Here is a 26865-nt window from a genome sequence, read left to right on the forward strand (position 1 = left end):
AAAGAAAAAGAGTAAGAGCATGTGTACCTGCTCTTACTCTTTTTCTATAGCACCTTACTAAGAAATGATTTGGTTCGCTCATGCTGCGGGTTTCCAAAGAGTGCTTCTGGTTTGTCTTCTTCGACGATATATCCGCCATCCATAAAGATCACGCGGTCTCCCACTTCTCTTGCAAAGCCCATTTCATGTGTGACGACAATCATCGTCATTCCTTCGACTGCTAATTGTTTCATGACAGCTAATACATCCCCAACGACCTCAGGGTCAAGAGCAGATGTCGGCTCATCGAATAATAACACTTTCGGGTCCATTGCCAAGGCTCTTGCGATGGCGACACGCTGTTTTTGTCCACCAGATAATTGGTTAGGGTAACTTTTGGCCTTGTCTTTCAAGCCGACCTTTTCAAGCAAGTCTAATGCTTTATCGACTGCAGCCTTCTTCTCCATCCCTTTTACTTTCACCGGTGCGATCGTGATATTTTCTAACACGGTTTTATGAGGAAATAAATTAAAATGCTGAAACACCATGCCAACTTCTTGTCGTACTTTATTGATATTCACTTTTGGGTCTGTAATCGTATGTCCGTGGACAACGACTTCCCCAGCGGTAATATCCTCTAATTTATTGAGACATCTTAGAAATGTGCTTTTCCCTGATCCTGAAGGACCAATGACACATACAACCTCTTTTTCCTCGATGACTGCATTAATATCCTTTAAGACTTCGTTATCACCAAAAGATTTCTTCAAGTTTTTCACCGTAATCATACTCATTTCACATCAAATCTCCTTTCTGCGTAGCTAGCCAGTAGAGAAAGTAAATAAATGATCACGAAATAAATGACACCGACAATGAGCCAGACATTCAAAGGATCAAATGTAGCCGATGCTTGAACTTGTCCCCGCTGCATAATATCAGCAATACCGATAATCGATAAGAGAGAGGTGTCCTTCAAACTGATGATGGCTTGGTTGGTAATGGCTGGAAGCATACGGCGGAATGCCTGTGGAAGGACGATAAAGCGCATGTTTTGTCCACCTGTGAATCCTAAAGAGCGTGCGGCTTCAGTTTGTCCTTTATCAATGGACTGAATCCCTGCACGAATAATTTCTGAGAAATAAGCTCCTGCGTTAATCGCTACTGTAATAATCCCTGCCGGCACTCGGTCAAGTGAAATGAATTCAAGTGTATTTAGCCCAAAATAAATGAAGAATAGCTGTACGATAAATGGCGTACCTCGAATGGCATTGACAAAAACGAGTGAAATAAAGTTCAAGATTTTAAATGGTGACAGGCGGAATAGCGCCACAATCAACCCGATGATAAAACCTAAAATGATGGCAACAACAAAGATATATAAAGTGGTTTGCAAACCATCCATTAAATACGGAAATGCATTAACAATCGTATCCATGTTTCTCCCTCCCTAATTCACATACGGTTGACACATAAAGAAAGCGCGCTCTGAGCGCGCCTCGCTTGTGTTATGACTTCAAATATTTCTCAATAATTTTGTCATATTCACCGTTTTTCTTTAGGTTTTCAAGCCCTTTATTGATTTTCTTCAATAAGTCCTGATTTTTCCCCTTCATGACTGAGATCCCGTATTGGTCGCCATTCAAGCGGTCTCCAACTGTTTTCAATTTCAAGTCTTGCTGTGCGATCGCATACGTAATGACAGGATAATCCTCAATTAAAGCATCTGCATTTCCGTTAGATACTTCTTGGAACATAGATGGACTGTCATTGAATTGAACTACTTCATACCCATATTTGTCTGCGTTATCTGTTGCAAATTTTGCACCTGTTGTCCCATTTTTAACAGCTAGCTTTTTCCCCTTTAAATCATCAATCGATTTGATGCTGCTGTCCTTTTTCACAACAACTATCAGTCCAGCGTCGAAGTATGGATCTGAGAAATCTACTTTCTTTTTACGCTCATCTGTAATACTCATACCACCCATTCCAACATCAAGCTGACCTGCTTGCATCGCTGGAATAATCCCTGAGAAATCCATTGCTTCAAGCTTTACTTTGAAGTCTTGGTCTTTCGCAATGGCGTTAATCAAATCAACGTCTATTCCCTCATATTTACCGCCCTTTTCAAATTCAAATGGCGGATATGTTACATCTATCCCGATTTTATATGTGCCTTTGCCTTCTCCCGAACCGCTGTCTGATTTTGAACCACAGGCTGCCATGACGAGCACAACAATTAGTCCCATGATGAGTAACATCGATTTCTTCATAAAACACGACCCCCAATTGTCAGTTTTGTCTAAATATTCGCAACAACAATCTTACTATACCACGCTAAAGCTATACTGTGTGATGTTTTTTATCCATACCAAAGATCCATACAATTCTAGATCAATAGTCTCTTTAAATTTTACTTTTTTGCGAATAACTCATTTTATTCTGAAAGAAACAGGTTTCACAATATTTATGTGATATAATCTCACAAAAAACCGCGGATACTCCTTTATAAGTGCCACTTCTTTCTCATTTATGAAAAAAACCTTTTTCACTATCTCTCTTCCTCTATTGATATTCTGATATATTTTTTTCAACATCCTCTTTTTACCTAAAAAATGTAAGCGCATACAAAGTAATCGTCACTCCCTATTTTTTTCACTATTGGTTGAAATTACATCAAAAAACATGTTTTACAAATTGAGATAGACCGCTTAAAATATAAGAAGATACTTAATATGGAAAGATGATTCAGACAAATAAGAATCATCATAATTGAATAGATGAAGAAAGGAGGATACCAATTGGCAGAAACAGGTATTTTGTCATCCGTTGATGTAGCAAATATGCTAAATGACTGGTATGTCATGATGAAAAAAAGAGACATACAAGAAGCAATACAGCTAAAAGAAGAGATTCTTCAGGCATTTGATCGAATGGAAGAGAATCAAGACGTCTTACTCTACTATCAACTTCTAGAATACCGTTTCAAGGATTTAGTCGAAGATACAGCTTCGTTAGATCACAGTCTTTTTGTGGATGAAAATGCGATTCGTACAGATGATATGCTCAGCTACTATTTCTATTTCTTTAAAGGCATGTATGAAATGCGCAGAGGGAATCAAGATACAGCATTTCATCATTTGAAATTGGCTGAGGATAAATTAGATCTCGTACATGATGACATTGAAAAGGCTGAATTCCATTATAAAACAGGATGTCTCTACTATAATATAAGATCCACACTTCTCTCCATCCACCACTTAAAGAAGGCTTCGTCTATTTACGACGCAGATCCATGTTATGTGAAAAAATCAATCAGCTGTCAAATGATGCTTGCTCTGAATTATGCGGATCAAACGAAATATGATGAGGCTGAAACTTTGTTTGGACAGGTGATTCACTCACTAGAACAGTTGGAAGATGCAGATTTACTTGGCCACGCATATTGCAATGCAGCCTTTATTAAAAGTCTAAGAAATGAATACAGTGAAGCTGTGCCGCTCCTAGAAAAAGCTTTATTGATTGAGTCATTCGAAACTTCTTCCCCAGGCGGCTATTTACTGGCATTGTATGCCTACACGAAAGCGCTGTTTAAGCTGAAAAAGCCTGGTTTGTTCCACTATTATGTACAGCTTTCACTTCAAAAAGCAGAAAATTTAAAACAACGAAACATTTCACTGAAATTATCCATTTTAGAAACATTGATGCTCCAGCCAGACAACATGATTGAGCAGATCATTTCTTATTGTGATCAATTAGAATCTATGAATTTCCTTGTTGATCTTGAGGCTATCTGTCAGGATGCAGCCGACTACTTAACTGAAAATGGTCTTCCAAAAGAAGCGATTTATTTTCAGAACAAGGCGTTGTCATTCAAAACTTGTTAAGAAGATGGAGTGATGTATGATGAAAAAATGGCTGATCTCAAGTGCGATTTTTACGCTCTTGATCACAGGTGTTTTGATTGGTACTTCTACACAAAAAGGCAGCCCGTCCGCACAATCGCAAGATGACGGTACGATCATTCAAAAGAGAGATCGAGGCACCAACCCTTAATTAGACGAAAAAGAGTAGCTGTCATTCAAAACAGCTACTCTTTTTGATTGGTTAATCAATTTCGCGTTTGATATTTTGCATTTTCTCATCTAAGTAGTGAGCGATATCTGCCGCTTCCTTAAGTTCATCGGTGAGCTGATGAGGAACATCGTTTTGCAGTTTATAATAGATTTTATGTTCGAGACTCGCCCAGAAATCCATCGCAATGGTCCGCACCTGAATTTCAACCTTCACATGCTCCACACGATTCGTTAGGTAAACAGGAATCTCAACAATTAAATGAAGACTTCGATAGCCATTTGGTTTCGGATGCTGAATGTAATCTTTCACTTCAAGGATCTTTAAATCCTCTCTTTGCCTCAGAACATCAATAATGTTATAGATATCTTGAATAAACGAGCAGATGATGCGGACACCAGCGATATCATGTATGTACTCCTTGGCACATTGTGTGGTGATGTCACATCCTTTTCTCGCTAGTTTATTCACGATGCTTTCAAAGGATTTGATCCGTGATTTTGTATGCTCTATTGGGTTGTGTCCATGGATTAAATTATATTCCTGACTAATAATCGAAAACTTTGTATCCATTTCATCTAATGCAAATTTATATACTAATAATTCATTTTTCCAGTCTTCCATGACACTTTTCAAATCTTCTACGTGAGTTGCTGACATATTCATTTCTTTTTGTCATCTCCTTTTGGCAAACAGCTGTTACACTGCTTTCCGTTTACTAGACGGAGAGAGAACGCAAATGGTTTTAAAAAAATACATCTTAGCCCCGTTGTTTGTAATAAGTCAGCGCGAGTGCCAGTGCAAGCACAGATCCTTTCACGATATCCATTGCATAATACGGGACAGACATCATCACAAGTCCATTTTGCAAAATACCGATGAGCACCGCACCAATAAACGTACCGAATGTGTTTGGTTTACCTGCTCCCATGACTGAAAAACCGATAAAAGCAGCAGCTACCCCATCCATTAAATATGGTGTTCCTGCGTTAATTTCTGCTGTCATCACCCTTGATGCCAGCACGATACCACCGATTGCCGCAAATAAAGCAGACAACAGATATGCTGCGATTTTGTATTTGTTCACATGAATACCAGATAATCGAGCGGCTTCTTTATTGCCACCAATGATATACATCAATCGCCCATGCTTTGTGTAAGTCATAAAAACATGTGCAAAAAGCACAATGGCCGCCATAATCAAAATGATATATGGGACCTGCCCAATCTTGCTGAAAAAGGCGGGGATGGTGCCAGTTGAAAAAGTGCCATCAGGCAGCACCATATTCTCAGAAATGGTCGCACCTTTCGTATAGGTTTGTGCCAGCCCTTGAATGATAAACATCATGGCTAGTGTCATGAGCATATCTGGAATCTTCATTTTGACAATCATCCAAGCATTCAGCAAACCGACAATAAGAGAAGCCGCCAGCGCAGAAAGGATCGCAATGAGTGGGTTTTGCGAGAACCATACAAACATGGAGATCACAATTGCATTTGATAACGTTGCAACTGAGCCTACAGATAAATCAAAGCCATTCACTGCTAGTGAGATCGTCAGCCCTACCGCAATGATGGTTACAATCGAGATCGATCGTAAAATATTGATGATATTTCCTGACTGTAAAAATGCCGGATTGGCTGCCGCAAAGACAACAATCAATACGACAATCGTTAAGATGGTGCCATATTGATAAAAGAAATCAAACAGATGAAAGGATGGCCGCTGTTTCTTGATTTGTTGAACTGGGGCTGAAACTTGTCGTTCACTCATGATTGTCCTCCTGTTGAATGATATAAAAGCTCTTCTTCAGTCATTGGTGCCGTCATTTCCCGGGCAATGCTGCCATCATATAAGACGTATACTCGGTCGGCGATTCCTGCAATTTCTGAAAGCTCACTTGAAGCATAAATAACTGCTTTTCCTCTTTCAGCTAGTTCTGCAATGAGAGAGAAAATGTCCTTTTTTGCTCCAACGTCTACACCTTTGGTTGGTTCATCAAAGAGATAGACATCCGCCTCAGCCAACAGCCATTTTCCAATCGCAATCTTTTGTTGATTTCCACCAGATAGATGCTTCACCTTTGCTTCAAGAGAAGGTGTCTTGACCCCAAGCCGCTTGACGATTTCACCTGCTGCCTTCCGTTCCTTAGAACGATGTAAGAAGCTGAACGACCGTGCAAACGAACGAAGACTTGCAGCTGTTACGTTCCATCCAACAGTCTCTTCTGTTAAAATTCCTTCTTTTCTCCGTTCTTCAGGCACAAGGGCAATACCCGCTCTCACAGCGTGATAAGGTGACTTCATATGAATGGTTTGACCATGTAGCTGCACAGTGCCCGACTTTTTTTCTGAGGCGCCGAATAGGGCTTTGCACAATTCTGTTTTACCAGCACCGACTAGTCCTGCAATCCCGAGAATTTCTCCTTTTTTCACATGAAGATGAATGTTGTTTAATTTATGCTGGTCATGCAACTCTTTCACATCAAGCACAATCGGTGCATCCTCTAGCGTTGTACGAGATGGGAATTGATCCTCTAATGGCGCGCCAAGCATCTCCTCAATGACCTGCTTTGGATCAGTTTCTTTAATGAGGTGCGCCGCCACATCGGTTCCATTCTTCATCACAGTCAGTTCATCACAAATGTTGAAAATTTCCGGCATGCGATGCGAGATAAAAATGATGCCCGTGCCATTCTTTTTCAATTGCTGAATCATTGAGAATAACTTGCTTGTTTCTTTATGACTAAGTGGAGCGGTAGGTTCATCTAAAATTAAAATGTTGCATTTGATCGACACAGCCTTGGCAATGAGCACCATTTGTTTTTCTGCAAGTGTCAAATCACTCACAAGACGCTTTGTCGAGATGTCAATGTCCATCTCTTTTAACAGCTGTGCTGCCTTGCGGTGAATCTCTTTCCAGCGAACGAATGGTTTTTTCTCCATTTCATGAATCATCATATTTTCGCCAACACTTAAATACGGCACTAGAGCTGTATCCACTTCTTGATGGACGGTCTGCACACCGTATGAGGCCGCATCCTTCGGTGTATGAATAGTCACCGCCTCACCATTGATGTGGATGCTTCCTTCAAAATGTGAATGCGCACCAGAGAGAACTTTCATTAACGTGGACTTCCCAGCGCCGTTTGCCCCGATCAGGGCATGGACTGTACCTTTTTTTAATGTGAAATTTGCTTGATCTAACGCTTTGACTCCTGGGAATTCAATCGAAATGTTTTTCATATGAACAAGCGGCGTTTTCATAGGTGTCCTCCTTCTCTCCTGATCGTCAATTGAAAAACGAAACACCCTCTATGAAAAGAGAGTGCACGTTGTTTATTTTGCATAATGCTTCTTCAAGGTCTTCATCCAGTCTTCTTCAAAAGCAGTCGATGATCCGAATCCTTTTACTTCTTCTGCAAGATTGACCATATTGATGGCCTTCCCTGCATCCTGAAGCTGTTTTTGTGAAATGAGAGAGGCCTCAAGGTCATAGGAAGATGGCGTTTTCTCGCCAGCTAGTTTCTTCGCAAGAATCCTTACGTCGATTGCGCCAATGAGCTTCGGATCGACAGCTGCAGTGTACTTCCAAGGGCTGTCTTTCGCAGTCATTTCTTGTAGATCGGCATTAGACACATCAATACCGTAAATCTTCACTTCGGTTCTCCCCGCTTCTTTTAAAGCTCTTGCAGCACCAATAGCAAATGCATCCCACGTGGCAAAAATCGCATCCAATTTGCCCTTTGGATATTTATTCAGCATAGCCGCAACCGCATTTTGTGTTTGAACCGATGTATCAGAAGCCGCCACGCCAAATCGGTCAAGTTCCTTGATCCCTGTATGCTGTTTGAGGGTTTCTTGGTACACCTTGTTTCGTCTCACCATCGGCGGGAATCCATCTACCCAAAGATACGCAATATTTGCTTTTCCTTTAAAATCAGCCACGAGTGCATCTAATGATTTTTTCGCTAATTGCTCGTCATCTTGAGACGTCACTGTGACCCCTTTGATGTCCTTCAGCTTCGGATTTGAATCAAACGCCACAACCGGAATACCTTTTGCTGTGATCTTTTTCACATCAGCGACTGTCGCCTCATCATCCCCATGAGAGATGATAAAGCCATCATAGTTTTCTTCTAGTGCTTGAGAAATGGCATCATGAAACTTCGCCGTATCACCATTTGCTGTATAGACATCTACCGTAAAGCCGAGTGCTTCACCTTCTGCTTTAGTACCTGCTAAAAATTGAGCGGTATGATCGTCCCCGCCAATTTTACGGATAACTTTAATTTTCGCTCCCTGTCCTTTTGCAAATCGCTTCGGGACATTGTCAAAGGAGACCTTTTCGTTTGCATTGGCTTTTGAGCCTGCGCTTGATCCCGTACCGCAACCAGATAATAGCACGGCCAAGACCGTCAATAATACAAGAGATGATGTCCAATATTTACGTTTCATTGCTGTTCCTCCTCAAGTTGTTTTTTCACATCGGAAAACTAGGTAAAAAAGTGGGAATATGCCTGAGAACCCCGTCGTTTGATTCTAAAAAAGAGATCAAAAAAAGCCTCTCTTGATAAAGAGAGGCTTGATCACCGTTGCATGAAACATGTATCGGGAAGTCTTCCTCTCTTATCTGTCAAAGCTGTAACAGCTTTGCAGGAATTAGCACCAATTTCTTAGTTAGAAACGGTTGCTGGGCGTCATAGGGCCAGTCCCTCTGCCTCTCTTGATAAGAGATCCGTATGAAATTTGTTTTAGTTGAAATGTCTTCTTTACTTTAATGTGATGTCTCATTAATGTCAATGACTTTTTTGAATATTTTAAATTTACCACTGTGATCAAAAAGAAAACGGATCGTCAAAAAACCTGATAGCCATTGACTATCAGGAGTAAGATTTGCGTGTTTTTAGGTAGTTTTGGAACTGTCATGAAAAAGAAATGAAATGTGCCGAAATGTTTGATTATGAGCAGACTTTACCTGTGTTTGCATTGATTTTCACGGTTGTCTCTTTTTGAGATTGATCAACGACTTTGATGACATAAATTGTCACATTTCCTTCTTTCTTCAATTGCATATTTTTTACTACACCTGTGGTATTGTTTAATGCAATCTCTTTTGCATGTTGTTTTGTGATTCCCTCTGCTTTTGCAGATACTTTTTGTTTCATCACTGGACCCTTGTCACAATTGATATGATACGTGTAAGCTTTCCCATCCTCACCCAATACTTTTATCACATAAACATAGGCATCTGTATCCTTTTTTAATTGTACTGATTGAATGGCACCTTTTGTTTTAGAGAGTGCAATCGTTTCTGCTTTTGATTTTGAAATACGAATCGTTTGACTGTTAGATTGGTGTGAGATCACCTTTCCATTTTGACAGTTGATTTTGGCTACATGCTGTTTACCATCCTCACCTAGTATCTTAACGACGTAAACATACGTCTGATCCTCTTTTTTCATTTCTAATGACTGAATAACACCATTTACATTTTTTAAAGCAATCTTTTGAGCGGTTTGCTTGTTAATTGCTTTTTCTTTTTTTGTTGTTTCATGCTTGATGATTTTTCCTGTATGACTATTGACTTTCAGCGTGTGCTGTTTACCATCTTCTCCAAGAATTTTCACCACATAGACTGTTACTGACTTTTCAGTTTTTACAGAAGTCGATTGAATGACACCTGAACAATTTTTTAAAGCCATTTTTTGCGCAGTGCCTTCTGTTACAGCCGTTTGTTCTTGCTTAGTTGTTTGTTGGACAACGTCACCTTCCTTATGCAATACAGCAGCATGTGCCGATGTTAATGAGCTAATTGAAATAATTGTTCCTAAAGCAGCTCCCGATAATACTTTAAATGGTCCTTTCATAATGAAATGCCTCCTCAAATTTACTGTTGAGCTTCTCCCAACACTAGCGATTCTACACCCTCAATCTGAGAAGCACTTGAAAGCCACCTGAAAATAAGCTGAAAACTTATACATATTTTTTGGATGTGACATTCTTTGATATTAAGGGATGTTTTTTGCACATTTGAAGCATGGAAAAAATAGCATATCTTTCATTCAACTCATTTTCAGCTGTTTTTCAGGATACTTTCAGCTAAACACAAAATAATAAAGGCATGAGCTTTTTGGAAGGAGTCTTGATCATGAAGTATCAGCATATTAAATTGCTTGTAGTCGATGACGAACCAGCCATTGTCGACTTTTTAACATTGGGACTTGAAAATGAGGGTTTTCAAGTTAAAACAGCCGCTGATGGTCTATCCGCTTTAAACATCGTTAAAACGTTTCAACCACACATATGCATTTTGGATGTGATGATGCCAGGTATGGATGGCTATGAAGTATGTAAATTGATGAAGAGGATATGTCAAACGTCAATTATTATGCTGACTGCAAAAGATGAAGTGGAATACCGAATCAAAGGTTTGTGTGGCGGAGCAGATGATTATATGATGAAGCCATTTAGCTTTGATGAGCTTCTTGCAAGAATTCAAGCGAGACTGCGTAATCAATTCCCTTACTTATTAAGTGATTTATCTATTGGCCCTTTTCAAGTTGATGACAGAAGAAAGGAAATTCGCTTCAACCAAAAGGTATTAAAGCTTTCTGCCACGGAATATGAACTGTTAAAGTTATTCATTGTCAATCATGGTATTGTATTGAGCAAATCAACTATTTTAGAAAAGGTTTGGGGCTATGATTTTAATGGGGAGGACAATATTGTCGAAGTGTATATCCGTTCTTTACGGGATAAAATTGGTGACAAGGATCACAAAATGATACGTACCCTTAGGAGTACAGGCTATAGATTGGATATTCAATGAGCATGCGAATTCGGTCATTACGTATTCAGCTATTGTTTGGTTCTTTTCTCATCCTTTTCTTCCTACTTGTTGCAATTGGTTATTTTCAGTTTATCTTTATGAAGCAGTTTTTATATGAAAACAAAGCACTTAGCCTGCAAAGTCATATTTTATCCGTCCCTGGAGAAACTTGGCTTGAACATAGCGAACCCTCTGCATTAGAAAAATCAAACATCCCAAATGCTTTCTTTCCAGGAGTGAGTGTCGCTTTTGTCTCTACTCATGAAAAAGTCACCGTATTGTCCAAAGATCCTCATGCAGGGTCTGTCCCAACATTAAACAAGAAAACATACCGTCACTTTCTTCAACCGAAAAAAAGACTTAATTATCAACTGTTGAATAAACATTCAGGACAAGAAATTCTTGTCGTTGTTGAACCCATTCGTATAGATGGAAAAGTAGTCGGTGCAATTCAAATGAGCTCCTTCACAGTGGGTCTCACAGATATTCTCTATAAGCAGATGAAAAACTATGCACTCATATCATTTATGGCTTTGTTCATCGGATTTACTATCCTTTATTTTGTCTTATCCATCGCACTGAGACCCTTATTTACAGTCATTCGCTTGATGAAACATATTGATGCAAATAATTTACACCAACAACTCCCTTCATTTCCTAGGCAATATGAGATCCAAGCTCTTTCCGTTTCATTAAATGCTATGCTGAAACGAATTGAAGAAGCATTTGACGCGGAACGGAGAGCAAAAGAACGAATGAGACATTTCATTTCTGATGCTTCTCATGAACTCAGAACACCACTGACATCCATTCGGGGGTTTTTAGAAGTGCTGTTACGAGGAGCGGCCACCACACCAAAACAAATGGACTTGTCTTTAAGAAATATGCATGCTGAATTAACCCGTATTCAGCGTCTTGTGGAAGATTTATTAACACTTGCTAAACTAGATAAAGCGCCTACTCTCCAAAAAGAACCTGTCTATTTAGATCAATTATTACAAGAGATGAAACATCAACTTGATCTTTTGGCAGGCGACGGACATGTTATGTATCATGTTGAGAGCGGCGTATTCACCTGCGTGGATATTGATAAGATCAAACAAGTCATTCTCAATTTGTTTATGAATGCCGTTCAGCATACCAATCATGCCAACAGAATCATTCAAATTAAGTTATACCAAAATGAAACACACATTGTGTTATCTGTTCAAGATAACGGAAGTGGTATTGATAAAGAGAAAATTCCTTTTGTTTTTAATCGATTTTACCGTGAAGAAAACTCCCGTTCTAGAAGGTTTGGTGGCGCAGGGTTAGGATTATCTATTTCCAAATCCATTCTTTCATTACATGGTGGCGATCTGACTGTCCAAAGTGTGAAAGGGGAAGGGAGTATATTTTCAATGATCCTGCCCTTACAATCCGAATGAAATAAAACCCCAAAAATCTTATGATTTTGGGGTTCATCTCAATTTTTCAGATGATTTTCTTAGCAGGTGATGATGCCTTAAGACGGAAATCATATTTTTTCTCATTCACATATTGGGGATTGAGGTGTGCTGATCCTTTATCTTGACCGCTTTTCGAGCGATATGTTTTGTAGCCTTCCATCCATTTCCCGCGCCATACCCACTGTGATGCTTTTGCACCTTTACGATCATCGTAGACATTCTTTTGGAATGTATTCTTCTTGTTCACTTCGTAGAGATTCACGACTAAGTAATGAGAAGCACTAGCAGTCATGATGTTATTCGTGATTCGATTGTTCACCGATTGATATTGCATCAGCAATTGACCGCCTTCTAAGCCGGCTGTGTCATTTTTGTACAAAATGTTATGGGAGATGGTTGTGTTTGTGGTTCCGCCGCGCTTCTTGTCATAGCCGCCAATTGAAATGCCTGTATAACGGTTCAAATAGACCTGATTGTGTTCGATGCGAATGCGCTCAGCCATCTTTCCTTTATGTTCACTTGTGACCTCAATCCCAAGGTCATTGTGATGGGTGATGTTATGATCGATCACGATGTCTTTCCCCCCATCCACATAGATTCCTCCTGCAGAGATGTCCTTGCCGTACGCTGGATTCCCAACACTCGTAATCTCATAAACTTTGTTTCTAGATACGACACCATTTCTCACTTGATCATACTTTTTAGAAGGAGCGACGTTCTCAAAACCAATCATATCGATACCAATATTGTCCGTATGCCGGACGGTATTATGTGTCACGCGGAATTTTTTAACGTTTCCGTTTAGCACAAGAGCTTCACTAAAACCCAGCTTTAATTTTTCCACAGTGTTTCCTTTGATTTCGATATCTTCAATGGCTGCAGGTGCTTTCGTTCCATAGACCGCAATCCCATGGGCATTCCCATTTTGATGGGTCGTCTGAATGTCGTACACACGGTTGTTAAGCAGTTTGACTCCTTTGCCGCTGCCTGTGATGAAAATACCGATGGGTGTCACATCTTCTTTATTCGTTTTAATATGTCCGACTGTCAGGCCTTTCAGGGTGATATAGCTCTTTTGATCAAGCTTCACAAGACCACCGTCTGCTTGATTTCCTTTAAGAGATGCTCCACTAATGACAGGCTTCTCTTTTCCATACGCTTGAAAAACAACTGGTGCTTTCTTTGTTCCAGAATGACGGACAATCAATGTCTCTTTGTATGTACCGCCTCTCATATAAACTGTTGTCCCAGCTTTTGCGATACTTGCCGCTTTTTTCAGCGTACGGAAAGGCTTTTGCTTCGTCCCTGGATGTTTGTCGTTCCCATTTGCTGCGACGTAATAGGCAGTACCTTGCTTCGCACCAGCCTCCTCCGTCATCGCTTGACAGCCAAAACTAATGGCGGTCATCAATAAAATCAATAAGGCGCCTAATATCATTCGTTTCATCTCGTTGTTTGCTCCCTTCCATTCTCTTCTCCCTTTATCGGTTAAAAAAAAGAGGATTAAAATATGGCAATGCCCCTTGCAATGTACTAGTCAAAAGGTGTATGGTTGAAAGAATATCTTACAGGAAAACAAATCGCTTTTAAATTGTCAGATTAATCAGTTAATAATGAAATTGGATTTTATTTCTAAGCGGAAACTTCAGTAAAACCACGACAGAGAGGAGGAAAGCGCTTTAACAGATTTTTCTTGTCTGAATTCCAGAAAACCTATTGCTAATATTTTGTGAAGGTATAGAATAGAATCATAATTATTTCATATTATTAGAATTTTCAAATAATCAAACAGCAAGGAGATTTACGATGCCAAAACAACCCATCCGCGTTGAACTTAGTTCAACAAAAAAACCAAAACCTCAATCTGATCAACTTGAATTCGGAAAAATCTTCACAGACCACATGTTTGTGATGGATTATTCAATTGATAAAGGCTGGTATGATCCGAGAATTATCCCTTATCAGGCGATTCCAATGGACCCAGCTTCTATGGTTTATCATTATGGCCAATCTGTTTTTGAAGGCTTGAAGGCGTATGTGTCTGAGGATCAAAAGATTCTCTTATTCCGTCCCGAAAAAAATATGGAACGCTTAAACAGATCAAATGACCGCCTATGTATCCCACAAATTGATACAGAAACGGTTTTAGAAGGCTTAAATGAACTCATTCGCATTGATAAGGATTGGGTACCTGATGCAGAGGGCACTTCTTTGTATATTCGACCATTCATTATTTCTACTGAGCCCTATTTAGGTGTTGCACCGTCAAGCACCTACAAGCTGATCATCATTTTATCTCCAGTAGGTTCTTATTATAAAGAAGGCATCCATCCGGTCAAAATTGCGGTGGAAAACGAATTTGTCCGCGCTGTTAAAGGCGGAACAGGAAATGCCAAAACAGCTGGAAACTATGCATCGAGCTTGAAAGCACAGCAAGTTGCTGAAACGAAAGGATTTTCACAAGTCCTGTGGCTTGATGGCATCGAGAAAAAGTACATTGAAGAAGTCGGCAGTATGAATATCTTCTTTAAAATCAATGGAGAAATCGTGACGCCTGAACTGAATGGCAGCATTTTAGAAGGGATCACACGGAATTCTGTGCTTGAGCTGTTAAAGCATTGGGAAATCCCTGTGACAGAACGTAAAATTTCAATTGATGAGTTAATCGAAGCACATCAATCCGGTGAACTTGAAGAAATCTTCGGGACAGGAACGGCAGCCGTCATTTCTCCTGTCGGTGAATTAATTTATCACGATCAGCCATACGTCATTCAAAATGGTCAAACAGGCGAAGTATCGAAGAAATTGTACGAAGCGATTACCGGAATCCAAAAAGGAACTCAGCCAGACATCTTCGGCTGGACAGTAGAAGTCGATTCGGTCGTCAAGCAGGCATAAGCAAGCGAAAGAACCTTTCATTTGATGAAGGGTTCTTTTTTTGTTTCTTTATCTCCTCCACTACCTCATAATGGAAAATATGGATCTATTCCACGTTTAAGGAGTGATGGTATGTTTTTTACTTATTTACTTGCGTTCTTTGGGATTTGCATCGGATCAACCATCATAGCTACAGGTTTCGACGATTCACCGTTCTTCACCCGTTTTCTATTTAAGTTTTTCGGGATTTCTATCTTTGTTCTTTCCATTACTTTTGTAAAAGTGAGACGAAAGAGGTTACGCAATAAAAAGGCGAAAAAGACTTAGATGTCAGTCAGCCTCCCATCAAATCGTGCACCAAAACAAGACCGATATCCCCACAATGGACCCTGCATATATCCACTGTTTCCCTTTGATATTCCGCTTTCTTTCGATCAGTAAAAAGATCTCTGGTAAAAAGACGATGATGATTTCTAGGATAAAAACAAGATCATAAACAGGCGGCATCGGCTGGAAATCAAAGTCTCTTTCATCTCCACCAATGGTTGCGAAATACATTAGCAGATTGGTTACTGGAATGGTAAAACAAACGAGCAGGCGGAGAACATACATCCACACATCCTGTCTATGCCGAATCAGACCAATAAATGATGCGATGATTCCATACAAAAACAAGGCCACTGTGCCATAACTCAGTAGAGGTTGAACGATAAAGCCGTAAAGCATTAACCCAATTGCTACCATATTCTAACCGTCCTTTCTTTGAAGCAGTACTTGTTGTTTTTTCTATCATACACTGCTTTCTCCGGTTTCCATATGAAAAAATCATAAAAAACGACCCCATTAAGGGGCCATTTTATTTTAAGTATTCACTGATTTGAAGAACTGCGGTAAATATTCACGGTGCGCTTCCAGCATTTCATCTAAGATTTTCTTTGCAATTTCGTCAGATGGAACGAGTGGATTGATCGTCATGGCGACAAGAGCTGTTTCGTAATCTCCTGTCACAGCAGCTTCAGCTGCCACACGCTCGAAGGACTTGATTTGTTGAACGAGTCCTCTCACAGCCACATGCAGATCACCTGTCGCGATTGGTTTTGGTCCGTCCTTTGTAATGATACAGTTCACTTCAACCGCCGATTCGGCTGGAATGCTCGCAATCGCTCCTCTATTCACTGTATTTACCGGTTGAATGTCATGTTTGTCATTATAAATGGAGCTGATCAAATTACATGCTGCATCGCTGTAATAAGCTCCGCCTCTTTTTTCGAGCTGCGGCGGTTTAATCGATAAATCGGGGTCTTTATATAACTCAAATAGTTCATGCTCGACTTGCTGCACAACCTCTGCTCTTGTTCCTTTTTCTTGAGCCGCTTTTTGTTCTTCCTCCAGCATATCTTTCGTTTTATAGTAATAACGATGATACGGACATGGAATGACCCCTAAGCCTTTGACGAAAGAAGGCTCCCAGTTTTTCGCTTCAATATTCCTCATGGACCACTGGCTATTTGGATTTCCTAATTCATCGAGCACTTGATCCATAATGCTGACCCCGTCTAAATACACATCTAAGCCATAGACCATGTGATTGAGCCCTGCAAACTGTACCTCAATGCGTTCAACATCGACATCCAGCGCTTTTGCAATGCCCATTTTGATTCCAATCGGCACATTGCATAGACCGACCACTTTTTTCAGATTCGTGTAGCGTAACACCGCTTCTGTGACCATGCCTGCTGGATTTGTAAAGTTCACCAGCCAAGCATCTGGACAAAGCTCTTCCATATCCTTCACGATGTCTAGAATGACTGGAATGGTGCGTAGACCTTTAAATAACCCGCCTGGACCATTCGTTTCTTGTCCAATGACGCCATATTTGAGCGGGATTCTCTCATCCTTGGCTCTGGCTTCGAGCAGCCCTACACGAAATTGTGTCGTGACAAAGTCCGCATCTTTCAGAGCTGCCCGGCGGTCAAGAGTAAGGTGCACTTCAATCGGCAAACCTGCTTTTTCGACCATTCGTTTTGCAAGGGCACCCACGATGTTCAACTTTTCCTGACCTGCTTCAATATCCACAAGCCATAATTCTTTCACAGGCAATTCATGATACCGTTTGATAAATCCTTCGACCAGCTCAGGCGTATAGCTTGATCCACCGCCTATTGTGACAATTTTGATTCCATCTTTCATGAATTGACACCTCCGAATTGCTTCATTTTTTTATGGAGCTCAATGATTTCAGCCGCAAGCTCCTTGACAGTCATTGCGTTCATCAAATGATCCTGTGCATGAATCATTAAGAGACTGATGTCGGTTTTCTCTCCTCTGATTTCTCCTTGGATCAACTCTGTCTGTGCGTGATGCGCCTCATTTAACGCGTCTTGTGCTTCCTGCAATTTTTGCTTCGCCTCATCAAAATTGTCTTGCTTTGCACATGTAATGGCCTCCATGGCTGAGCTTCTGCCATTCCCACCGTGCAAGATGAGTTGAAACACAATTTGTTCCATTTCCATCGGCCGCATCCCCCTTGTTCCCTCTATTACATGCTGACGACATTTTCATCTGTTGATGCTTTTGCTTCAAGCTCATTTTCTTCTTTCAATTTCTGCTTATCCCACATTCTAAAGAATGGATAGTATAGCGCAAATGACAAGGCAAGGTTGATCAGCTGCATGACCGCGCCAGAGATTTTTCCGCCTGTTGCGAGATAGCCTGAAATGATTGGCGGCATTGTCCACGGAACAGCGATCCCTGCCGGTTTTGCCACAAGTCCTGTGCTCATTCCGATATATGTGGTGATGATCATCATAATTGGCGTAAGGATAAACGGAATGAGAAGCATTGGGTTCATCACAATCGGCATTCCAAAAATGATCGGTTCGTTGATGTTAAAGATGGCTGGCCCAATCGCAAGACGGCCAAGCTGTTTCATTTGTTTACTTCTCGCACGCAAGATCATGGTCAGTACCAAAGCAAGCGTCGCGCCGCTTCCGCCGACATTGATAAAGATTTCAAAGAACTGCGCTGTGAAAATATTCGGCAGCACTTCTCCTGCTTGGAAGGCAAGACGGTTTTCATCCATCGCACCGAGCCAAATCGGACCCATGACTCCGCCGACAATGGTGGCTCCGTGAATACCACATGCCCAGAGGAGCATTTGTACACCGATGGCAACGATACTTCCGCCTAAGCTTCCACCAAGAATGGATAGTGGTGTGCCGATTAAGACCGTGATGATATTATGAATACTCTCAAAAGGTGTCATCTCAATCAGAAGCCTAGCGACCCAGATCAGCGTGATGACCACAAAACCTGGAATAAGTGCGATAAACGATTTACTAACTGCTGGCGGTACACCATCAGGCATTTTGATGACGATATTCCGCTGTACAATAAAGCGGTAAATTTCGGTGGAAAGCATGGCAATAATCATGGCAACGAATAGCCCTTTACTGCCCATCAGTGTGACGGGAATACCGCCATTCACTAGGATAGCTTCTGTTGATCCTTCAGGTGTGAACGGTACTTGATATGGTGTGGCTAGGAGGAAAGCTGCGACAGCAATTGCACCAGATGACAGTGCATCGACGGCATACTTTTCAGCTAACCTGTACGCGATCCCAAAGGTCGCAACAAGTGCCATAATGTCAAAGGTGGCATTCACAGGATAGGAAAGTTTCGTGGCCCATTCGGCTCCAAAGATACTTGCCATAAAATCGCTGTATCCTGGAATCGGAAGGTTGGCTAAAATGAGAAACAGTGAACCGACGATAATGAGAGGCATGGTTAAAACAATTCCGTCACGCAATGCTTGTAAATGTCTTTGAGCGGCAATCTTTCCTGCAAACGGCATAACCTTCTCTTCTAGAAATCGGTTGAATCCATTCATCCCTTCCGCCCCCTTTATCCGTTCACTAGCTGTTCAGCAGATTTTAAGACCTCAGCACCATTACATATGCCATAATGAACCGTATTAATGACGTCTACTGGAATTCTTTTTTCTTCTCCGAGTTTTTTCATTTGTGGTAATAAATAACGAACTTGAGGTCCTAATAAAAGCACATCGGCTTGATCAATATGATTTTTTGCAGCATCTCCAGATACTGCCCAAATACGATAGTCTTTTCCTTGTTCTTGTGCACTTTTCTCCATTTTTGTGACAAGTAAGCTTGTTGACATACCTGCTGCACAAACCAATAAAATGTTCATTGTAAACGCCCCCTTTTTGAAGTATGAAGCTTTTCTTTACACATTCATCATATTATGAAAACGCTTTCATAAATACCCATATTTTTTCCTTTAGGAAGCGGAAAAAGTTCATATCACACCATTAGTTCTTGTACGAAGGTGCTTTTTTATCCATCACATCCAGCATGTCTTCAAAGGTATCACAGGTGATCAGATGCTGAATAAATTTCACATGATGGACAAGTTCTCCTAGCAGCCGGTACATTCCTTTTAAGTCTTTGGCGTTCTCTTTTTCAACACAAAGCAAGCAGACAAATCGAACTTTTTTCTCTCCCCAAATGATCGGTTTTTCTAATGTACAGATTGCCCAAAACGTCTCTTCTGTCAGTGGGGTCATCGGATGCGGAATCGCTGTATAATGCCCAAATGAAGTCGGTGCAGCCTCTTCTCTTTCCATTACAGATTGTGTAAGTTCTGCTGGCGCTAAGCCCATTTTAATGACCTTTTGCGTGAGAAAGTGTACGACCTCTTCTTTTGTTTGAAAAGCGCATTTTGTAAAGACCAATTCCTTTTTCATAAATTGCGTGGCTAATGTCACTCTTGTTTCACTCGTCAAAGCTTCTTCGATCTTTAAAAAATCACTGCCTCCTAAAATCGTGTTCACTTGAATGACTGGAATCGGTAAATCCATATGAATGGGAATTGTCGTAATAATTAAATCTAGGCCATGTAAAGAGACTTGCGGAAGTGAATAAAGCTCTGCTGTGCCTAAAATGGTCAGCTTCGACCCAAATTGTGACCGCAAACGATCTTGAAGTAGCCTTGCACTCCCTGCACCAGACGCACAGACAATCAGGCATCGCTTCGGTGGTATCTCCATTTTCCTGCGCTCTAAGGCCGCACCAAAATGAAGTGCCATATAGCCGATTTCATTTTCGTGAATGGACAAACCCGTCTCTTCTTCAATGACCCTGCCCGCCACAATCCCTGCTTCAAAGGCAATTGGATAGCCTGCTTTGATCTCATCAAGCATCGGATTTCTTAAGTTCATTCCATACTTACACCGATTGATCGCTGGCTTTAAGTGCAAACTGAGGCCAATCAGCAATTCCGCATCTCCCGCTAAATCCAGCTGCAATTTTTGATCAATGGCTTTCAGCATCAGCTGAACAAGACGGCTCGTGTCATCATCCACAATTTGTTTTTGACCGCCCGTTGAAAAAGACTGTACCATTTTGGCTGTTCCTAGCAAATGGATGGCGATATAAACGATTTCCTCTTGTGGAAATGAGACATCCAGCAGCCCTTCAAGACGCTCAACCATTTTTTTGGCTACCTTGTATTCTTTTGCCCTTGGGATTTCGTTGATTTCTTCAGGCAGCACAGATACATAGTTTCCGTGTCTAATCCGTTTACAGGCAATAGCAATATGAACAATTAAATTATTCATGCAAATGTCTGATAGATTCATTTTTTCCTCGTTGATATAATCAATCATGGTTCTGTGAATCAATTCCAGCTCATGTTTTGGCAAAATCGTAACCGCCGTGTCCAGCATTGTTTGATAGGAACGCCGTTCATTGAATAAATATTCTGACATGCAATAACGGATTTTCATCTCAGATCCTTTAATCCGGCAGCCTTTATTCGGCTTTGCTTCCAGCTTCAGATCAAAGGGTTCGAGCTTACGTTTGACCCATTTCATGTCATTACTCATCGTCGATTTACTAATAAACAGCTGCTCCTGTAAGTCTTCCAGCTTCACATATGATTCCGCTAGAAGCAGCTTTTTCAAAATAAATCGAACTCGTTCTTCTGGAAGAACAGCAAGCGGTTCTTCCTGTTCGACTTCTTCCTTCATAAAACGGCGAAAGGCATTCTCATCGTTGATCAACAGCTCATAGCCAGCGCCTCTAACAGCTGATACAGCTGCTTGATAAGGGGCTAGACGCTCATTCAGTTCCTTGATGTCTGTTCGGATGGTGCGGCTTGTCACTTGTAAACTGACAGAAAGCGCTGCGCTCGTGAGAGGAGTCTCAGCTGCCATCAGCTGACTTAAAATGTGCGCCAGTCTTTTACTCAGCATTAGATCGGCCTCCTTCATTTAGGGTGGAGAATCTGCCTTGTTCGGACAGGTTGTATACGCTTACAGTTCTCTTCATTACTCATATTCTACTGAAAAGAAATAAAAATTGCCAACTCATTTATATGACAAACGCCCCTATTTATACAACCAACCATATCTAATGACCTATGAATCTTCTTCTAAGATGCTGTTGTGGGATTCATGAAAAAAAAGGCGTTACACCTTCGTGTATCCGCCTTTCTATGAGGAAATCAGTTGTGTAAAGACAACCAATCTTTTTTCATGTGTACCGGCTGCATGATCAAAAGTTCCCGTACATGTGATGAAATTGAGATTCCGTGTAAAGGCGTACCCGAAAAAAGCATTTGGTTTCTCTTCGCGCGGATAGCTTTTCACCTTGAGAACCTCAAAGGTTCGCTTTTCACCTGACGAGGATGTCACAATGACTTTGTCTCCCTTTTTTAGCTCCTTTAGTCGATAAAAAACAGCTGGACCCCATTTATGATCAACATGACCATTTATGACAGCATTCCCTTTATCACCAGGCTTCGGACCATCTTCAAACCAAGCTGTGTGATCTGTATTTTGCGGGACACCCATACTGCCATCCTTTGATAATGTCGTTTTCTCCACTTTTGCTTGGACATCAATCGCTGGAATGAAGATGTCAGCGGGAACAATACCCGATGGCTCATCTTTTAACGTGTCGTGTGAATGAGATTGATTCTTGGCTTGTTTTGCTGTCATTGGCTCAGGAGATGATGCAGTTTCAGAGGATGACTTTTCATCTATTGATTGGGATGCGCAGCCCGTGATGATGAAAAGCGTAAGAATACCGAACAGCCATCTTTTCACACAAGTCGACCTCCTTTTGAAGAAAGGAACGGCACGACTGTGCACGTTCCTTCTTGTCTTGATGCTTGTTTAATTTGATGGCTTACGGCGAATGAGGAAGAACGCCCCCACTGCACCTCCGGCTAAGATGAGACTTGCAATCATCCCAGCAAATGCTTCATATGACATACCTAATGGACCGGCTGTGCCTCCCATACCTGTTTTCGGCATCTCATTTGGCATGTTGGATTTGAACATGTCAGGATGCTGATCGACAATAGCTGATGCGACATCTTGACCAACCATGAACATATGGCCGTATGCTTCTCTGACAGTCGGGTACAGCTGATCATATTCGCCATTATGATAAGACGTGTACGTTTTGATGAGCTCATCAATATGCGTTTTCAACCCAGCTTCTAAGTCAGCCGCCTTCAATCGTCCACCTGTCGCTTGATCTAAGAATTTTGCTTGTTTCATACGGTAAACATCTAAATCTTTGACAGCCTTTTCTTTTGCTTGCTCGTCTCCTGATGCATCCGCTTTAACATAATCAACTAAGTAACCGATATGGCTTGACCAGATCGTTTTAAATTGTTTTCCTGCATCTTTTCCGTAAACAGAAGCAATCGCATCTGATAAATCATTTGTATTTTCATTTAAGGCTGCGGCTGCTTGGTCAAAGTCCTTGCTGCCATCATTCCCTTTTTGCATAGCCACTACTGCGAGTGCCAAATGCTCTGAGAACAAGTAGTTTAAATCCTCACGAAGATCTGCGGCTGGAGTATCGACTGATTTTTGATCAAATTTCCCAGGAAATTGGTCTGTAATCGCCCATGATACGCCTTTACCTACTTCAAACATATGATGAATGGATTTTCTGACCGTTTCATAGGTTGTATCAAAATCCTTTTCTGTGTAACTATCAAAAGCTTTTAGCAGTTCATTGACGTGCATTTTTAAACCTTCTTCAAGTTCACTTGCTTTCAATCTTCCACCTGTTGCTTTATCAAGCATATCAGCTTGTTTCATGCGGTATTGATCAAGCTCTTTGACCGCTTTCTTTTTTCCTGCCTCATCTTTTTTCGCTGTCGCTTGTACATAATCAACAAAGTAGCCGATATGGCTTGACCAAATCTCTTTGAATTGTTTCCCTGCTTTTTTTCCATACACAGAGGCGATCGCATCTGATAGATCATTCGTGTTTTCATTTAACGCTGCGGCTGCTTGATCAAAATCTTTACTGCCATCAATTCCCTTTTGCATGGTGATCACTGCTAAATAAGCATGCTCTGAGAAGAGCTGATCAAGCGCTGCGCGAAGATCCGTTGCTTTATTTGACACCTCTTGTGATGATGACGACTTTTTTGCATCCCCATGCATATGTCCTTCGTGTGCACTTGCCATTTGAGCAGTTGGTAATAATAATGCTGCACTAAGTGGGATCGTTAAAAATGCTTTTTTCATTTTCATCTGTTTTGCCTCCTCTTTCCGTTTGTTATGTACTTAACGGAGAGAGAAGTGAAATGGATCATTCACACAGCATATATTTTTTTGTTGCATTCATTTCATAAAAAAAGCCGGATTACCCGGCTGATACGTTACGACTTTTGGATGCTTTTCGTTCTTTGTATATTTTCCTCACCACTGGATAAATCACTGGTGCCCATTTGACAATTTGTTTCAGCCACTTTTTCATTTTCTCCCGCGCCTCCTTATTGTCATTCTTACAAGACGATTCCCGATCTTGTCATGAAATAAACAGGTGCGGGAGAGCAGGAATTAAATGATGCCTTGTGCGATCATGGCATCTGCGACTTTACGAAATCCTGCAATATTTGCGCCTACCATTAAGTTACCAGCGTATCCGTATTCTTCAGCTGTTTCGGTACACTGACGATAAATCGACTGCATCATTTGTTTCAACTGACCATCTACTTCTTCAAAAGTCCAAGACATTCTCGCACTGTTTTGCGCCATTTCTAATGCGGAAACACCCACTCCCCCAGCATTTGCCGCTTTTGCTGGTGCAAACAAAATATCATGTTGTTCAAATACTTTGACGGCCCCAAGTGTGGACGGCATATTGGCCCCTTCTCCTACAGCGATGACACCGTTTGCCACTAGCTGCTGTGCTTGCGACTCTGAAATTTCATTTTGGGTCGCACATGGCAGCGCAATATCACAAGGGAGAGACCAAATTTGTTCGCAATCTTCAATCAATTCAGCATGCGGGTGAATGTCTATGTAGGCACCAATTCGCTGGTTGTCGACTTCCTTCAGCTGCTTCACTGTCTCAAGTGAAATGCCTTGAGGATCGTAAACGGCTCCGCTTGAATCACTACAAGCCACAACCTTTCCGCCTAATTCCAATACTTTTTCCATCGCATAAATCGATACATTTCCTGACCCAGACACAACAACAGATCGCCCTTCAAATTGCATTCCGTGGGCTTTTAACATTTCTTCCATAAAGTACACCAGTCCATAGCCTGTCGCTTCTTTTCTCGCTAAGCTGCCTCCGAAGCCAGGGCTCTTTCCTGTCAGGACACCCGCTTCATACGCACCACGCATTTTTTTGTACTGGCCGAACATATAGCCGATTTCGCGTGCACCTACCCCAATATCTCCTGCCGGCACATCTTGATCAGGTCCAATATAACGACTGAGTTCACTCATAAAGCTTTGAACAAAACGCATGATTTCTCCATCAGATTTCCCTTTAGGGTCAAAATCTGATCCACCTTTTCCTCCGCCGATCGGCAAACCTGTCAGTGCGTTTTTAAAGATTTGTTCAAATCCTAAAAACTTGATGATGCTTGCATTGACCGATGGGTGAAAACGAATGCCCCCCTTATAAGGACCGATAGCACTATTAAATTGAACCCTGAATCCTCTGTTCACCTGTACTTTGCCTTCATCGTCTACCCACGGTACACGAAACATCACAAGCCGCTCAGGCTCAATTAAGCGTTCTAAGATCCCCTGTTTTTCATACTCTGGGTGTTTTGCAAAAACCGGGACGAGGGATTCCAGTATTTCTTTTACGGCTTGCTGGAATTCCGCCTCGCCTGGATTCCGTTTTTCTACATCCTCTAGCACACGGTGGATGTAGCTTTGTGCTGTTTGTGCTGCTCGATCTAAGGTCAACATGTCTCATCTGCCTCCTTGTCAATATCTCACTCTTTAGTTGTTAGATTTTCTAACGCATATTGAGATTAATTTAACACCATTTGTCAAAACTGATCAATATTGATAACAGATGAAAACGATGCCGAAATGAGATAGATCAAGCAGGATCACCTTTCGTCATGAAAATGACCCGCTCAAAGAATGACTATCGTGCTAGAAATGACGAACTGGACGTTCCATATCCCGCTTTCTTTGACACATTCATGAAACTTTCATTTTTTCTAGATGATGATCATTCAAAAAAAAGGTCAAAAGTTTTACAACGTCTTTCAATCTTTTCTGAGCTTATCTCCTCTTTTCCGATCAGGTAAGACAACACACAGCCAATATAAAATAGAAGAAGATGGGAAGTTGATTAATCCAACGATGCCCCAGAACCATTTATAACGCCCTCTTTTCTTGGCATCCATAAATAAGAGAAATCCTTGTGCAAACAGTAACGGCAATGCGCACAACAAGATGATCATTTCAGTCTGACTCATAAGGAAGATCCCCCTTTAATATGTTGATATTCCTTGATGCCGACGACCACACAGAGCGGAACGCTCACCACTTGGAGAAGAATGAAGATGATGGGTAAATGAGTAATGGCAGCTGCAAAAAGTGTCATGATGGTCAGACTGACGATGATGTACGCCAGCACTTCTTGTTTAAAACGTTTTTTCTCTTTTTCCTTTGCCTGCTTTAGCATCAACATCAAAGCTTGTTCACTCGGCTTTTCTACTTCGATTTGTTCATCGAGCTGCTGCAGCTCCTCTTTTAAACGATCGGCGAAACGATCTTCTTTCATCAGTTCCACTCCTTTCGAATTTTCTTGATCCCATGATGAACCCTCGATTTCACCGTACCTTCTCTCACCCCGAGCATCGAAGCGATTTCAGGGTAAGTAAAGCCATAATAATAATGAAGAAGGATCGGTGCTCTCTCCTGAGCCTTTAATTCATTTAAAGCATCCCACATGTCATGCCAAGTATGGCCTTTTTGCTGAACATCCCATTTGAAACGGCGGATGGCTTCTTGATTCACCTTTCCCACTCTCGTTTGTTCACGTTTTCTTTTTTTTTGATGATCTAAAAATTGTCTAGATGCAATGGACATGAGCCATGTTGAAAATAATGAATCTCCTCTAAAAGAAGAAAGTTTCATGTACGCTTTGAGCATCGTTTCTTGCATGATCTCCTCTGTCAGCTCTTGTTGAAGGGTCAATTTCATCAAATAACGGTAAAGAAACGAATAATGATGACGATAAAGGGCGGTAAATGCGGCATCATCCCCCTGTTTTGCCCGCTTGATCCATAAAGTCTCCTCGGTCTGCTCCAAACACGTCCCTCCTTCCTTTCTTTCTCTTAATGATTAGA

The 26865-nt window shown here is 41.2% G+C and carries 27 protein-coding genes and 1 riboswitch; of the genes, 5 read left to right on the forward strand and 22 right to left on the reverse strand.

What is annotated here, in order from left to right; genetic code table 11:
- Positions 1–44: 44 nt before the first annotated feature.
- The 3 genes from NST57_RS19030 to NST57_RS19040 all read right to left on the reverse strand — a co-directional run bounded on the left by NST57_RS19030 (position 45) and on the right by NST57_RS19040 (position 2249).
- Positions 45–773: an amino acid ABC transporter ATP-binding protein gene (locus NST57_RS19030; RefSeq protein ID WP_025208197.1), complete on the reverse strand. Its 729-nt coding sequence runs from the start codon at positions 771–773 to the stop codon at positions 45–47.
- Entirely contained in the window at positions 770–1414 is a 645-nt protein-coding gene (locus NST57_RS19035; RefSeq protein ID WP_007497860.1) for an amino acid ABC transporter permease, read from the reverse strand. The genes NST57_RS19030 and NST57_RS19035 overlap by 4 nt, the downstream gene beginning before the upstream one ends.
- A 70-nt stretch (positions 1415–1484) precedes the next feature.
- A complete protein-coding gene (locus tag NST57_RS19040; protein ID WP_142153149.1) occupies positions 1485–2249 on the reverse strand; it encodes a transporter substrate-binding domain-containing protein in 765 nt (254 codons plus the stop codon).
- 528 nt (positions 2250–2777) lie between these two features.
- On the opposite strand from NST57_RS19040, the gene NST57_RS19045 reads away from it, so the two are divergent.
- Both NST57_RS19045 and NST57_RS19050 read left to right on the forward strand, forming a co-directional pair.
- Positions 2778–3863, forward strand: a complete 1086-nt coding sequence (locus tag NST57_RS19045) for a Rap family tetratricopeptide repeat protein (RefSeq protein ID WP_341299070.1) — start codon at positions 2778–2780, stop codon at positions 3861–3863.
- A 19-nt stretch (positions 3864–3882) separates the two neighbouring features.
- On the forward strand, positions 3883–4032 hold the full coding sequence (locus NST57_RS19050; protein WP_200831198.1) for a hypothetical protein: 150 nt from the start codon (positions 3883–3885) through the stop codon (positions 4030–4032).
- A 51-nt stretch (positions 4033–4083) separates the two neighbouring features.
- Here NST57_RS19050 and NST57_RS19055 read toward each other — a convergent pair whose 3' ends face one another.
- From NST57_RS19055 to NST57_RS19075, 5 genes are all read right to left on the reverse strand, one after another.
- Positions 4084–4716, reverse strand: a complete 633-nt coding sequence (locus NST57_RS19055; RefSeq protein WP_007497867.1) for a GTP pyrophosphokinase — start codon at positions 4714–4716, stop codon at positions 4084–4086.
- Between the two features lie 94 nt (positions 4717–4810).
- The gene (locus NST57_RS19060) at positions 4811–5824 is read right to left on the reverse strand and encodes an ABC transporter permease (RefSeq protein ID WP_341299071.1); all 1014 of its coding nucleotides are present in this window, start codon (positions 5822–5824) and stop codon (positions 4811–4813) included.
- Positions 5821–7317: an ATP-binding cassette domain-containing protein gene (locus NST57_RS19065; protein WP_142153155.1), complete on the reverse strand. Its 1497-nt coding sequence runs from the start codon at positions 7315–7317 to the stop codon at positions 5821–5823. The genes NST57_RS19060 and NST57_RS19065 overlap by 4 nt, the downstream gene beginning before the upstream one ends.
- A 72-nt stretch (positions 7318–7389) precedes the next feature.
- Positions 7390–8508 carry a sugar ABC transporter substrate-binding protein gene (locus NST57_RS19070; RefSeq protein ID WP_341299072.1) on the reverse strand — a complete coding sequence of 373 codons (1119 nt, stop codon included), beginning with the start codon at positions 8506–8508 and terminating at the stop codon, positions 7390–7392.
- Between the two features lie 168 nt (positions 8509–8676).
- Positions 8677–8786: riboswitch (SAM riboswitch) on the reverse strand.
- Positions 8787–9011: 225 nt separating this feature from the next.
- Positions 9012–9920: a PepSY domain-containing protein gene (locus tag NST57_RS19075; RefSeq protein ID WP_341299073.1), complete on the reverse strand. Its 909-nt coding sequence runs from the start codon at positions 9918–9920 to the stop codon at positions 9012–9014.
- 281 nt (positions 9921–10201) lie between these two features.
- On the opposite strand from NST57_RS19075, the gene NST57_RS19080 reads away from it, so the two are divergent.
- Positions 10202–10882, forward strand: coding sequence for a response regulator transcription factor (locus NST57_RS19080; RefSeq protein WP_445818803.1), 681 nt, complete (start codon positions 10202–10204; stop codon positions 10880–10882).
- Between the two features lie 2 nt (positions 10883–10884).
- Complete coding sequence (locus NST57_RS19085; protein WP_341299074.1) at positions 10885–12309, forward strand: sensor histidine kinase; 1425 nt, start codon at positions 10885–10887, stop codon at positions 12307–12309.
- 46 nt (positions 12310–12355) lie between these two features.
- On the opposite strand, the gene NST57_RS19090 is transcribed toward NST57_RS19085, so the two are convergent.
- Positions 12356–13777 (reverse strand): right-handed parallel beta-helix repeat-containing protein, encoded by a 1422-nt coding sequence (locus tag NST57_RS19090; RefSeq protein ID WP_341299075.1) that lies wholly within the window; start codon positions 13775–13777, stop codon positions 12356–12358.
- 359 nt (positions 13778–14136) lie between these two features.
- Here NST57_RS19090 and NST57_RS19095 point away from each other — a divergent pair, with 359 nt between their 5' ends.
- On the forward strand, positions 14137–15228 hold the full coding sequence (locus NST57_RS19095) for a branched-chain amino acid aminotransferase (protein WP_008345553.1): 1092 nt from the start codon (positions 14137–14139) through the stop codon (positions 15226–15228).
- Between the two features lie 324 nt (positions 15229–15552).
- Here NST57_RS19095 and NST57_RS19100 read toward each other — a convergent pair whose 3' ends face one another.
- The 13 genes from NST57_RS19100 to sigY all read right to left on the reverse strand — a co-directional run bounded on the left by NST57_RS19100 (position 15553) and on the right by sigY (position 26827).
- The gene (locus NST57_RS19100) at positions 15553–15951 is read right to left on the reverse strand and encodes a hypothetical protein (protein ID WP_142153167.1); all 399 of its coding nucleotides are present in this window, start codon (positions 15949–15951) and stop codon (positions 15553–15555) included.
- Positions 15952–16068: 117 nt separating this feature from the next.
- Positions 16069–17397, reverse strand: coding sequence for a 6-phospho-beta-glucosidase (locus tag NST57_RS19105; protein WP_341299076.1), 1329 nt, complete (start codon positions 17395–17397; stop codon positions 16069–16071).
- Entirely contained in the window at positions 17394–17720 is a 327-nt protein-coding gene (locus tag NST57_RS19110) for a PTS lactose/cellobiose transporter subunit IIA (protein WP_341299077.1), read from the reverse strand. The genes NST57_RS19105 and NST57_RS19110 overlap by 4 nt, the downstream gene beginning before the upstream one ends.
- A gap of 26 nt (positions 17721–17746) precedes the next feature.
- Positions 17747–19096 carry a PTS cellobiose transporter subunit IIC gene (gene celB / locus NST57_RS19115; protein ID WP_142153173.1) on the reverse strand — a complete coding sequence of 450 codons (1350 nt, stop codon included), beginning with the start codon at positions 19094–19096 and terminating at the stop codon, positions 17747–17749.
- A 14-nt stretch (positions 19097–19110) separates the two neighbouring features.
- Positions 19111–19416: a PTS sugar transporter subunit IIB gene (locus tag NST57_RS19120; RefSeq protein WP_341299078.1), complete on the reverse strand. Its 306-nt coding sequence runs from the start codon at positions 19414–19416 to the stop codon at positions 19111–19113.
- Positions 19417–19537: 121 nt separating this feature from the next.
- On the reverse strand, positions 19538–21481 hold the full coding sequence (locus NST57_RS19125; RefSeq protein WP_341299079.1) for a BglG family transcription antiterminator: 1944 nt from the start codon (positions 21479–21481) through the stop codon (positions 19538–19540).
- 240 nt (positions 21482–21721) lie between these two features.
- Positions 21722–22336, reverse strand: coding sequence for a class F sortase (locus tag NST57_RS19130; RefSeq protein WP_341299080.1), 615 nt, complete (start codon positions 22334–22336; stop codon positions 21722–21724).
- A 69-nt stretch (positions 22337–22405) separates the two neighbouring features.
- Complete coding sequence (locus NST57_RS19135) at positions 22406–23788, reverse strand: copper amine oxidase (RefSeq protein ID WP_341299081.1); 1383 nt, start codon at positions 23786–23788, stop codon at positions 22406–22408.
- A gap of 112 nt (positions 23789–23900) precedes the next feature.
- Positions 23901–24014 carry a hypothetical protein gene (locus tag NST57_RS19140; RefSeq protein WP_008345567.1) on the reverse strand — a complete coding sequence of 38 codons (114 nt, stop codon included), beginning with the start codon at positions 24012–24014 and terminating at the stop codon, positions 23901–23903.
- Positions 24015–24097: 83 nt separating this feature from the next.
- On the reverse strand, positions 24098–25468 hold the full coding sequence (gene gdhA, locus NST57_RS19145; RefSeq protein ID WP_341299082.1) for an NADP-specific glutamate dehydrogenase: 1371 nt from the start codon (positions 25466–25468) through the stop codon (positions 24098–24100).
- Positions 25469–25776: 308 nt separating this feature from the next.
- Complete coding sequence (locus tag NST57_RS19150; protein ID WP_142153184.1) at positions 25777–25989, reverse strand: transcriptional regulator; 213 nt, start codon at positions 25987–25989, stop codon at positions 25777–25779.
- Positions 25986–26297, reverse strand: a complete 312-nt coding sequence (locus tag NST57_RS19155; protein WP_142153186.1) for a DUF5345 family protein — start codon at positions 26295–26297, stop codon at positions 25986–25988. Before NST57_RS19155 ends, NST57_RS19150 begins: the two co-directional genes overlap by 4 nt.
- On the reverse strand, positions 26297–26827 hold the full coding sequence (sigY, locus tag NST57_RS19160; protein ID WP_341299083.1) for an RNA polymerase sigma factor SigY: 531 nt from the start codon (positions 26825–26827) through the stop codon (positions 26297–26299). The genes NST57_RS19155 and sigY overlap by 1 nt, the downstream gene beginning before the upstream one ends.
- Positions 26828–26865: the final 38 nt, after the last annotated feature.

It is taken from the genome of Bacillus sp. FSL M8-0077 (genome assembly GCF_038050255.1).
Lineage (GTDB): Bacteria > Bacillota > Bacilli > Bacillales > Bacillaceae > Bacillus > Bacillus altitudinis.